Below are 11,572 nucleotides of genomic sequence, written 5' to 3'. Positions count from 1 at the left end.
GGCAGGAAAATTTGGCAGCGTCAAATGACGGGGTAGGTCAACTGCCACTTCAAAAACAACGGCAACTGTGGCTGCGCCTGCAAGATCAAAAGCAACTGCAACTGCAACTGCAACTGCAACTGCAACTGCAACTGCAACTTCAAAAACAACTACAACTGTGGCTGCGCCTGCAACTTCAAAAACAACAGCCTCTATCATTGTTACGTATGGACGTTTTTGCGCTAGTTCGTTATCGCGTCATCGCCCGGCGCAGCATGAAACTAATTCCATCCACCGCCGCTACCATCAGCAGCATGGCAACGATCACGCTGGCGGCTTGCGGCATTTGGAATAGCGATAAATGATATTTCAACATTTGCCCTAAGCCCCCGGCACCAACCACGCCGAGGATTGCTGCTGCACGGATATTGTTTTCCCATCGGTACAGGGTGTACGACAGCATTTGCGGCAAGGTTTGCGGCAAGGTCGCGTATAGAAATGCAGGAATAGCGCGCACGCCATTGATACGTAATGTAACTTCTGGTAGCTGCGGGGTATTTTCGTAGGCGTCGGCGAACAGACGGCCTAGCACGCCTGAGGTATGCGCAGCCAGTGCCAGCGTACCGGCGAAGGGGCCTAATCCGGCTGCAATTAGCAAGACTGATGCCCAGACTAGTTCGGGGATTGAACGCAGAACGTTTAATAGCGTACGGGTTGCAGCCCGTGCTGTGCTGCCGAAGCGGCCGCTTGCTGGCAATCCAAATACGACACCGGCAATCGCTGCCAATACGGTGCCTAGCGCCGACATGGATAAGGTTTCTGCCGTGCCCATGGCAATCTTTAGCAAAAATGGGGTGGACAACTCAGGCGGGGTAAAGCCGCGTAAAAATTCGCCGGTTGTGCGAATTGCATCTTGCGTAAAAAAAGCACTCCACTGCAATGGCAGGGACATAAAACTCGCAACGATGAGCGCCATCAAGCCGCATAACAACGCTACCGTTGACAATCGCCAGCGCGGGGCTTGCGGCATGGTTGCCTGTTCAGGATAGTTTGTTGGCCTCACTCTAGCCTCCCGCGCAACATTTTGCTCACAGCATCGGCGGCGGCGACCAGCAGCACAAAGATCATCAGCATCGTCGCCAACTCTCCTCCGGCCATCATTTTCATCGACTCATCCATGCGCTGACCAAGACCGCCTGCACCGACAAATCCCATGACGACCGATCCACGGATGGCGCATTCCCAGCGATAGACAGTGTAAGAAACCAACTCCGCCGCCGCCTCTGGCAGCGCGCCGTATAGCAATGCCGTCAGACGCCCGCTACCGTTTTTGAGTAGTGTGTCGGACGCGTGTGCTTCCGACGATTCAAGGATTTCGGCATAGACTTTTCCCAGCATGCCGGAATACGTCAGCGCGATCGCTATCACACCGGCGGTCGGACCGAGCCCGACGATACGTACCAGCAGTAAAGCCCAGACCAGTTCCGGCACGCTGCGCAGCAATACCAACAACCAACGCACGGCTTGCCGGACACATTGCGCCATGCGCCCCATCTGCCCGGTCCCAATACGCGAAATAGATAAATGCGCGGTCACGATGAGCGTCATCGGTATCGCTGCCAGCATCGCCAGCGTCATGCCGACGGTTGCCATCGCTACGGTTTCCCAGGTTGCGGTGGCAACCATTTTTAGAAACGCAAGGGAATGTGCTGGCGGTACAAAGCTGGCGAGAAATTTACCGGTGGCACCCAGACTTTGGGCGTCCAGCAATATCCACGGTTTGAATTCGCTGAGTACTAATATCGGCCAGAGCAGGACCAGCGCGACGATGGTCGTGATAATCCGACCGCGCCAGGCCGGGTCCCGGTGCTGATCCTTAGAATATGCAGGCATCATCGATTCAACAAGGCGGTATAAGCGCGGAGGCGCTCATTGATGGCTGCGCATCTTGCACCGTCTCTACATCGCCGTCACCTTCGTTGCGATATAAGGCGTCGATCATGGCGTCAGTCACATCCTCTCGTGCCGCGTCGAACACAATGCGTCCCCCGCGTAATCCAATGATGCGGGGAAAATGGGTACGCGCCAGTGCCACATGATGCAGACTGCACATCAACGTTGCCCTGCGTGCCGTTGCTTCCTGCTGCAACACGCTCAGTGTTTGCAAGGCCAGCGCCGGATCTAACGCCGACAACGGCTCATCGACCAGAAACAGATCAGCCTCACTAATAAGCAAGCGCGCCATGGCGCAGCGCTGCCGTTCTCCGCCAGACAAACGATCCACGCGTGCATACAGTTTGTCCTGCAAATTCATTCGCGCCAGTGCGTTAAAGGCGGCAACCGGATGGCTTGGTTTAATCAATGATCTAAGCGCTTGCAAGAGACTCCATTGCGGCAGCAGTCCAGCCAGCACTGCGCTGACCACACGCTGGCGTGGCGGTAGCGGCGGTGTTTGCGGCGCTAAAAAAAGACGTCTGCGCAGCGCATGACGAGCAGCGCTGTTGACATCCCATGCGGCCACACCGAACAAGGTAAAGCCGCCCTGCTCCGGCTTGAGCGCGCACGCCAGTGTATGCAGCAACGTGGTTTTACCTGCGCCGGACGGCCCGATCAGCGCGATCTGTTCGCCCTGATGAATGTCCAGCGTCAGACCCTGCAACGCTAACGTAGCATTAATCGCACCAGGGTGACGGACCGATAAATTGGTTAAGGAAAGTGTCATTCTGATGTTGCGATTACTTCAGCAAACCTGCATTGCGCGCCGCCGCTTCAATGGCGGCATAGTTTTCTGCTTTGGTCGGGATAAAACGGGTTGCGCGCTGCAAATCGAGAATTTCTTTGTCGTCAGGATTGTCTTTGTTTAGCGCCAGAAATGCATCGGTCAATTTTTTACGCACAACCGGATTCATATCCGAACGCACACTCCAGTTGTAATCGTAATAGCCGGGCGTGGTGTAGAACACCCGGACCACTTTTGGATCAACTTTGCCTTCCCCCACCAACTTGTCCCAGACCGAGATATTCAACGCACCAGCATCGACTTTACCGCCAGCAACTGCCGCCACAGTGGCGTCATGCGCGCCAGAGAAGGCAATGCGCTTCATATCGACATCGGGATTGATGTTAGCCGCCAGCAAATACGAGCGCGGCATTAAATGGCCCGACGTGGACGACTCAGAGCCGAACGTGAAATTTTTGCCTTTTAAATCCGCCAGAGAATTAATCGACTTGTTGGTCGTCACAAATACCGACTGAAACTGTTGATCTTCTTGGCGCTGCACGATAGGAATGACTTTGCCGCCGCTGCGTGTATTTGCCTGCACAAACGTAAAGCCGCCAAACCAGACCATATCGAGTTTGTTATTGATCAAACCTTCGACCGAGGCGGCGTAGTCGGTAACAGGTGTGAACTCAACCTTCATGCCCAGCTTTTTCTCCAAATAAGCGCCGAGCGGCTTGAATTTGCGCTGAAGTTCGGTCGGGGCTTCGTCCGGGATGGCTGAAACGCGCAATACTTGTTGCGCATAAACCAGGCCAGTCGTACTCAGGGCGAGCGTGGCGAACACCGTTGCCAACAATGATTTGAGGGGGGAGATAGAAGACAGTCGGATCATCATGCGGCCTTAGGTTTTTAAACAGTTTGAATAAATAAATCGATTATGTTCAGCATATAGGGCTTATAAAGTACTAATAAGCCCGTTCGGACTGAGTAGGCACGCAGTGCCGTATCGAAGAATCGCCAACGCATGCAACTACTTCGATACGCCCTGAAGGGCTACTCAGTACGAACGGTTTTTTAAAATTTGAATGCCAACACAGGCCCTACGCCAAAACGCTAACCCCCGGTATCCCTGCCTGCATTTCCCCCACCACCGCCGCATCAGCAAAACCTTCCCGCTGAAACAACGCCAAGACCGTATCGACAACCTCCGGCGCGCAAGAAACCAACAAGCCGCCCGACGTTTGCGGGTCTGTCAGCAATGCTTTCTGAACCTGACTGATCGCCTCGCCCAGCACGACTTCGTGACCATAGCCTTCCCAGTTGCGCCCGGATGCGCCCGTGATGTAGCCCTGCTCAGCCAAATGCTGCACGTTCGGCAGTAAAGGAATCTGATCCATAGTGAGCATGGCGGTCAACTTGGCCGCGCGTGCCAATTCCAGCAAGTGTCCCAACAAACCAAAGCCGGTCACATCGGTTAGCGCATGCACGCCATCCAATTCAGAGAGCGACTTGCCGGGCTTATTGAGCTTGGTCGTGTTCTCGATCAGCGCCGCGTAGCCCTGCGCATCGAGCGCGCCTTTTTTGAGTGCGGCAGATAAAATGCCGACCCCGATAGGCTTGCCTAAAATAATTTTGTCGCCCGCTTTGGCCCCTGCATTGCGCTTCACTTTGGACGGATGAACCAGACCGAGTACTACCAAGCCATAAATCGGCTCAACCGAATCAATGGTGTGACCGCCAGCTATCGGAATACCAGCCTCGGCGCAGATCGATTCACCGCCTTTGAGAATTTTGCCGATAACTTCTATCGGCAATTTATCGATCGGCATACCGACCAGCGCCAACGCCATAATTGGCGTGCCGCCCATCGCGTAGACGTCCGAAATTGCATTGGTAGCAGCGATGCGACCGAAATCGTAAGGATCATCGACGATGGGCATGAAAAAATCGGTGGTGGCGATGAGCGCCTGCTCGTCATTCAATTTGTAGACGGCAGCATCGTCGGCGGTTTCGATGCCGACCATTAATTCTTTCGGCACCGCAAAGCCGGTCGAGTTTTTCAGGATTTCAGCGAGGACGCCGGGCGCAATCTTGCAACCGCAACCGCCACCGTGCGAGAAGGATGTGAGTTTGATTGCTGGTGTGGCGTTATTCGTGACGTTATTGGTGATAGTCATCGTGATCCTGACAGTGAGTCTTCAACTACATGCGGCAATGTCACAGGATGCAATATTCGGGCCGCGTTCAAAAATGCTGTATCTGAGATATCCGGCAAGTCCACGATTTGGGCTTGCGAAAATTGGCCGAAATTGCGCTTGATCGATTGCAAATAAGCCGGATCGTAATGCTTCACCAACAAGGCATCGACCAGTTCTTCCATGCGGCCATCGGTTGCCATTGTTTGCCAGCGGCCAATTATTTCGCGCCCATGCAGCGCAGTCAAGCAACTCAGCTGGGCATTCAATAATGCGGGATCAGCGACGAAATGCAGATAATCATCCATCAGCAATTTAACCCGGTCCGGCTGCGCCAGCGTCAGAGCAACGCAATGCGATTCCCGTATTTTTTCCATCAACGCATCCGGCACGCGCAGATTGCCGACTTTTTTACTTTCCGACTCGACAAACACCGGTAGCGTCGAATCGAAGTTGCGCAACAGCTCCCAAATACTGCTCTCAAACGCCTTTTGCGTCGGCTGCGATGTCGTCGGCAAGTTGCCCAGTACCGAGCCGCGATGCGCTGCAAGTTGCTCCAGATCAAGCACTTGCGCGCCTTGCCCGGCCAATACTTGCAGCAAGCGGCTTTTACCGCTACCGGTCGGGCCGCATACCACGGTATAGGTCAGACGCTCAGCATGCTCGGCCATCGTGGCGCTGACGTGTCGCCGATACTCCTTATAGCCGCCATCGAGCTGGATGACCGGCCAGCCGATTTTTGCGAGGATATGCGCCATTGCGCCACTGCGGTTACCGCCGCGCCAGCAATAAATCAACGGTTTCCAGTCTTTCGGCTTATCGATAAACAGGTTCTCGATGTGGGCAGCAATATTTCTGGCAATCAGCGCTGCGCCTAATTTCTTGGCCTCAAATGCGTTGACCTGCTTGTACATCGTGCCAACGACGATCCGTTGCGCGTCATCCAGTACCGGGCAATTAATGGCACCGGGAATATGATCGTCCGCAAACTCAGACGGGCTGCGCGCATCAATGATGGCGTCAAACGCGCTCAGTTGCGGCAGGATGTCGGTAAAAGTCAGGAGAGCGGGATACTTCATTGCACTATTTTTTCGAGGCGGAGTTTGTCTGGCATGATCTGCTAAGTCTGGTGTTTTGGAGGGAGCGCGTCGCACGAAGTATATAGATTACTGACGCAGACTGGCGCTACGCGGCTAACATCGGAGATAATTCTATTCTCAAATACCACCATGAAAACGACTCCGGCATGCAAGTAAAACGACGCAAACTGATAAAAGCTATTCTGACGACTATCAGCGCGACTATCGCCATCACCAGCCTGACGCTACCGACCACGGCAAGCGCCGGTTATAACGTCTGGACCAATGAATACACCCTGCCCCTGTCCGATCTGCAAACCCGGATCGAACAACAATTTCCCAAGCGGCTGCGCTATGCCGAGGTGTTTCAAGTGGATGTCAGCAATCCACGCCTGACGCTGGATGTGGCGGGAAATCGCATCGTCACCCTGGTCAATCTCAATGTCAATAGCAACTTCTTACTCCCTGCGCCCATCACAGGCACACTCACACTGAGCAGTGGTCTTAAATACGATCCGTTGTCCCGTGCAATCCGGCTCGATGCGCCGCGCGTAGATCGTGTCAATGTCGGCGGTATTGGTGCCCAATACACGCAACAACTCAATGCAATTGGCGCAGTGGTGGCGGAGCAAGTGTTGAACAATTATCCGATGTATACGTTTAAGCCCGAAGAGTTGCGTTTGGGTGGAAAAACGTTTGAGCCGGGTGCGATTACCATGCAAGCCGATAGCATCGTAGTGCAGGTTAAGGAAACCTGATCGCCGTTGGCTTGACGCACTGAGAGGCGCCTTAGCGCCCCTCAGAATGTCTTCAATACGTCATGCCATCAGAACAAATCAGCCCTTGCGCGAAAATTTCTCTGTCAACGCATTGAGCTTCTCGTTGCGCTGACGCAATTCTTCCTCAGCCGCACGTGCTGCAGCTTCGGCAACGCGCTGCGCGCCCTCTGCAATAAGCTGAACTTTGCGATGCTCCGCATTTTTCTTGAATCGCTCACGCAAAATCTCTGAAGCGTGCTTGCGATGCTCATCGGTTACTTCGTCCGCAGTATTGCCATCGAGATCAAATCTGACGGTAGCTTTTTCCATACCCTTCAAATACCGCAACGAATTAACGTGCATCCCTAACGCCATGCGTAAAACTTTACGACTCAATTCAGGGCATCGTGCAATAAGTTGCTTATCGACACCAATCGCCAGCGGCATGTATTCGCGAAAAGCGGCGAATTTCTCTTGCAACTCCTTGAGCAAAATACGGGCACTTTGCGCAGGGGCAAGCTTGGTATCGGGCACAACGGCAGGAGAAGTGGAGGTTGAGTCAGGCGTGTTACTGGTGGATGAGCTGGTAATTGAGCTGGTCATATTTATTGACAACAAAGACATTTAATTTTCAAGGCGAGAAGCATAGCACGGTGCAGCGCCTGCCTCTCAAAATGCGCTAATTTCAGCGGCTTCAACCGCTTTTACGCCAAAAGCGATATATCCTCAGTGCAACTTGCGCATCGTTAGCAGCATAAAGAATCTGGCGCTCGGTCAGCGGGGAGTTCGCCCAATTGCTGGTGGAGGTTTTTTTGGATTTTTGCAAGCGCTGTCCAAAGAAATGCGCCACAGCGCTTTTCGCTCCAAAGTCGTTGCGGTTTTCGCTGCGTAATGCCCGAGATAAATCCAGAACATGCGCTGAACTTATCCCACATTTTGTCTGCAGAAGCTTTACGTCATCGCTCAGACCGAATCCCACCTTCAAAACCGCGGTCGACGCAAAGACAGGCTTCAATACCGACTGATGCGAAAAGTGTCCGACAGGAAATAAATACACCGTATCGTCGGTCGCAAGCTGGATCAAATGCGGCCCGTCGGATAGTTCACCTTTGTTAAAGGTCGGCTTGGATTCGGTATCGAAGCCAATGACATCGGCCTTCATAAGCGCTGTAAGTGCCTCTTGTGCATGGATCAGCGTTTGAATGATGCGTACTTCCGCTAGAGTTATACCCTCGTAGCGCGGGAGGGATGGTACAGGCTCAGCTATATCGGCTCTCAAATTGATCGTCATTTAATATTTAGAGTATCTATTTTGTATATTGGTATTAGAAATTGGTGTTAGAAATTATTGTGTTGCGTTGTCATCCAAAATCCCTATTTACGCTTCTCACATTGCACCCTCGTAAAACGAAGTTACCTAAATAGAAAAATACAGCAAACCTGTTAAGCATACTTAAGAGTTATAAGCGTTTTTTTATTTCTCCGGATAAGAGAAATATCGATAATTCAGTGCTTTTGGAGAAATTCGAGAACGGCATTCACGCTGAGCGGTATTTAAGCTGGTCTCTCCAAAATTAAATATTTGACATGGTAGTTTAACAAATACTAAGGAGGAGTAAAAATGGGTATGGATATACAATCTCCCACCGCAGTGGTGGTGAGGGACTTTGTTACAAATTCAACTATTGAATCTATAAGAGAAGGCAAATTAATTTCGTCTACTGTAAAGACAGCGCTGAAAGGAGTAACACAAGCTACCGACAAAATGAATACTGAGGAGGCATATATTGCAAGAGCAGCAGTCATCAACATCAGAGACAGGTTTTTAAGCGCCCAGTCATTAGACCCATCGGAAAGCGAAATGAATAGCGATCTAAACAAAATCCTTACTCAAATCGACCTACATACCGAAACTCCTGCCGCCCAAAGCCAGAATCAACCACAAATTAATCACACCCGTACCCATCGCGCGGAGATTAATCCAGAAGAAACAATTCCAAAACCAACATATCTTCCAGCCCCTCAACCACCCCGTACCGAGCCAACTATTGCACTAAGCTCAAATATCGGGGACAGCACTTTATCGATGATCCACTTTCAGATGAAAATCATCAAAGGTGAAGCAATGGATGAAAAGGGCCGGATGGATGTTTTTGACGTTAACGCTGCAATTGAGACGTTAGGCGATATTGCAGCATTAGAAGACTCGAGTGCTAAACAAGAACGGGAACTAGCTGAAGAGTATTTGGTAATGCTATCTAACCATCCAAATGTATCATCCAAAATTTCCGATAATGTCATCGACACACTCGTCCGAAATAATCGGACCATCTCAGAAAATCCATCTCAAAACGTGGGGTTTTCTATATCGCAGACGCTCAGTACAATTGTCAAGGAAGATTTGGAAATCAGAAAAACATTGGAAACCAGAAATCTTCAAAAGCCCGAAGGGAGCAGTTTGAAGCAGTCCCCGGTTCCAACTATCGACCATAAAATAAGCCAATTGAGCAATGAGTTGGTCAGTCTTACAAGTGAGCTCTTTAAAACCGCTGACAAACTGCAAACTGTTGCACCAAAATATTACAAAGATGCAATTAAGTACATTAAAAACTTTCAGGTAGAAAAGTTTAGTGAAGAATTAGCGAAAGGACGTTTTGATCTTTCGAGTCAGAAGCCCACATCACACTCTGAATCCGAAAAACAAGCAGTGAACGCAAAAACTGCACATAAGATATGGACAGATATAGGAAAATTACTAACCCAATACAACGACATCACAACAAACATAAGGTCTCTTTATGCCCATAAACGGGCTTACGCAGAAGAACTAGCTCAACAAGATCAACAAGGGCGCGGAAAATCATCTGAGCACGCAAAACTATTCCGTTCACACTCAACTTCCTTTAATGCTGTTCCCAATAGTCAGAGAATGCCAACCATATTAGAAGAGTCGGCTAACGCCGTCTGATAACGAATTTTAATTCTGCAAAAAATCACTCTGAAATATCAAAAGTCTGTCATTTTCTCCCAGAAGAAAATGACAGACCTAACCATTCCAACAACGCTGACCCAGGACTACCCGGCGCGCCCCTTCACAGCAACTCCGCCTGCAACGCCTCCACAATATCCATCCGCCTCAACTGTGGCGCAAACTGCACAATAAAATCCAACGTATAAGACCGTAAATAAGCGCCGCGCCGCCAGCTGCGTGACATTTGATGCAAACAAATGCCCAACCACTATCGTTTGCAAACCGTTTTGCCACGTATGCTCGGATGCCATTGCAGCAATAATACCTAGACCTAATTCCAGCGAAAAATATTGCTGAATGACGTCCGAATCCATTGCCGTCAACGCGATATCCAGATGAATTCCCGCTGATTTGAATGCAGTGGCAATATGGCCGCGGCAGTAAAGCAGACATCACCCGAAACGGGCTGACGGACTTAGTAGAATGCGTGAAATTTAATGCAGATAAATATGCCGTACCAGTAATAACAAATCGCCAATTTATTACCAATACGAATAACGAATAGCGATATTTGCATCGACTTATTATAAAGAGAACGAACTTTTTTGCATGTCAATAGACTTGTTTTGAATAAGCCGAAATCATTATAAGGAAAGAGGATGAAGAGATGCTACAAAAAGTGAAACACTAATGAAAAGTGCACTCACTTTTGATTTAATCCACGCTCCGTTAATTCACTTAATTCAAGGAAATTCGTATGGATATAAATAATTACAGTGTAAGTAATACTCGGACGACAGAATCATATACACCACCAACACCAACAATCCCTGATCCTATTGCAGAAAGAATTGATTCCTTTACCAAAGATAAGTATGTCATCGAATTTATTGGTTTTTCCGGAAAGGGATACGCCGAAATGGAAAAACTCAAGCTCGATATTGGCTCTGTCCTTCAAACTGGAATAGATAAACATGGCGCAGGCCATTTACTTGTCGTGACAGGTGGAACCCCTGAAGGCGTAGGCTGTGCCGCAGAGGTTGCAAAGTCCATGGACATCCAGACACTCGGTATCGTCTCGGTGCAAGCGAAAAATGACATCGAAAAAAACGAAAAAAAAGGAATACAAAATTTTTGTAATGACATTGTGTACGTTCCAGATCCCCTTAACTTGTGGACGGTAAAATCGCCTGCCGGAGAGTCCTACACAGTGAGGGTGGTGGCAAAAGAGAGCGCCGAACTTCATGTATATAACGGCGGAAATATTGCAAGGGGTGAACTAATAGAGGCCACTGAGAGAGGGGTCAATATACATCGTCATACTGAATTTGGTCCGAAAGATCCCAATGACCCAAATCCAGTTCTTGAGTGGTTTAATGAGAATGACAATGAATAAATTCTAATAACGATACCCGGCGACTTGTGCGCTGCAATCTTGGACGAAAATTAAAGAACGTCTAGTCCAAGGTTGCTCCATCAGGGAACGCACATCTCGCCCCACACCGTTGCCCACGCCAATGCCCCGCCAGCCGTCATCCACTGATCATTCAAACTACCCACTACAATCGATGGAAATGGCAACCGGGCGCGTAGTTCGGCGCTGACGCCAAATTTCTCCGGATCAGCCTGTGCTATCAGCAAAATCCCTGCCACCAATTCCTCCGGTAGCGCGGTGATCGCGTTATGTACCGTCGCCAGACAACCAAAACTATGCACCACTAACAGCACAGGCTTCTGCACCGCAGTCGGTAGCAGCAACACACCCCGCAAACGTTGCGACCATAACGCCAGCGCAGGAACATCCCACTGTTTCTGTTCAACCCGTTCAATACCGGGATACAGACGTTGCCAGCGTGATTGCCAATGCT

At 50.2% G+C, this 11,572-nt stretch carries 13 protein-coding genes and 1 pseudogene; 4 read left to right on the top strand and 10 right to left on the bottom strand.

What is annotated here, in order from left to right; all coding sequences use genetic code 11:
• The 7 genes from ACVBEF_RS10810 to mnmH all read right to left on the bottom strand — a co-directional run.
• On the bottom strand, positions 1-198 hold a 198-nt coding region (locus ACVBEF_RS10810), incomplete at its 3' end, for a hypothetical protein (RefSeq protein ID WP_447123946.1).
• Positions 199-229: 31 nt separating this feature from the next.
• Positions 230-1,009, bottom strand: a complete 780-nt coding sequence (phnE, locus tag ACVBEF_RS10805) for a phosphonate ABC transporter, permease protein PhnE (protein WP_447123947.1) — start codon at positions 1,007-1,009, stop codon at positions 230-232.
• Between the two features lie 29 nt (positions 1,010-1,038).
• A complete protein-coding gene (locus tag ACVBEF_RS10800; protein ID WP_447123945.1) occupies positions 1,039-1,872 on the bottom strand; it encodes a PhnE/PtxC family ABC transporter permease in 834 nt (277 codons plus the stop codon).
• 7 nt (positions 1,873-1,879) lie between these two features.
• Positions 1,880-2,701, bottom strand: coding sequence for a phosphonate ABC transporter ATP-binding protein (locus ACVBEF_RS10795; protein WP_447123944.1), 822 nt, complete (start codon positions 2,699-2,701; stop codon positions 1,880-1,882).
• Between the two features lie 13 nt (positions 2,702-2,714).
• The gene (locus ACVBEF_RS10790) at positions 2,715-3,593 is read right to left on the bottom strand and encodes a putative selenate ABC transporter substrate-binding protein (RefSeq protein WP_447123943.1); all 879 of its coding nucleotides are present in this window, start codon (positions 3,591-3,593) and stop codon (positions 2,715-2,717) included.
• Positions 3,594-3,801: 208 nt separating this feature from the next.
• Positions 3,802-4,878, bottom strand: a complete 1,077-nt coding sequence (gene selD / locus ACVBEF_RS10785) for a selenide, water dikinase SelD (RefSeq protein WP_447123942.1) — start codon at positions 4,876-4,878, stop codon at positions 3,802-3,804.
• Entirely contained in the window at positions 4,875-5,975 is a 1,101-nt protein-coding gene (gene mnmH, locus ACVBEF_RS10780; RefSeq protein ID WP_447123941.1) for a tRNA 2-selenouridine(34) synthase MnmH, read from the bottom strand. The genes selD and mnmH overlap by 4 nt, the downstream gene beginning before the upstream one ends.
• Before the next feature lie 167 nt (positions 5,976-6,142).
• On the opposite strand from mnmH, the gene ACVBEF_RS10775 reads away from it, so the two are divergent.
• Positions 6,143-6,733 (top strand): DUF1439 domain-containing protein, encoded by a 591-nt coding sequence (locus tag ACVBEF_RS10775; protein WP_447123940.1) that lies wholly within the window; start codon positions 6,143-6,145, stop codon positions 6,731-6,733.
• Positions 6,734-6,811: 78 nt separating this feature from the next.
• Here ACVBEF_RS10775 and ACVBEF_RS10770 read toward each other — a convergent pair whose 3' ends face one another.
• Together ACVBEF_RS10770 and ACVBEF_RS10765 are read right to left on the bottom strand one after the other, a co-directional pair.
• Positions 6,812-7,336, bottom strand: a complete 525-nt coding sequence (locus ACVBEF_RS10770; RefSeq protein ID WP_447123939.1) for a ProQ/FINO family protein — start codon at positions 7,334-7,336, stop codon at positions 6,812-6,814.
• A 91-nt stretch (positions 7,337-7,427) separates the two neighbouring features.
• The gene (locus tag ACVBEF_RS10765; protein WP_447123938.1) at positions 7,428-8,024 is read right to left on the bottom strand and encodes a 3'-5' exonuclease; all 597 of its coding nucleotides are present in this window, start codon (positions 8,022-8,024) and stop codon (positions 7,428-7,430) included.
• 330 nt (positions 8,025-8,354) lie between these two features.
• On the opposite strand from ACVBEF_RS10765, the gene ACVBEF_RS10760 reads away from it, so the two are divergent.
• From ACVBEF_RS10760 to ACVBEF_RS10750, 3 genes are all read left to right on the top strand, one after another.
• On the top strand, positions 8,355-9,701 hold the full coding sequence (locus ACVBEF_RS10760; RefSeq protein WP_447123937.1) for a hypothetical protein: 1,347 nt from the start codon (positions 8,355-8,357) through the stop codon (positions 9,699-9,701).
• Positions 9,702-9,770: 69 nt separating this feature from the next.
• Positions 9,771-9,896 (top strand): hypothetical protein, encoded by a 126-nt coding sequence (locus ACVBEF_RS10755; RefSeq protein WP_447123936.1) that lies wholly within the window; start codon positions 9,771-9,773, stop codon positions 9,894-9,896.
• Positions 9,897-10,461: 565 nt separating this feature from the next.
• Entirely contained in the window at positions 10,462-11,100 is a 639-nt protein-coding gene (locus ACVBEF_RS10750; protein ID WP_447123935.1) for a hypothetical protein, read from the top strand.
• An 80-nt stretch (positions 11,101-11,180) separates the two neighbouring features.
• Here the strand turns inward: ACVBEF_RS10750 and ACVBEF_RS10745 are convergent.
• Positions 11,181-11,570: pseudogene (locus ACVBEF_RS10745) on the bottom strand (RBBP9/YdeN family alpha/beta hydrolase); the annotation flags it as partial.
• Positions 11,571-11,572 lie beyond the last annotated feature (2 nt).

Source organism: Glaciimonas sp. GG7, assembly GCF_052976905.1.
Note: the sequence above shows the minus strand (reverse complement) of the source record. Positions and strands in the feature narration are given on the sequence as shown.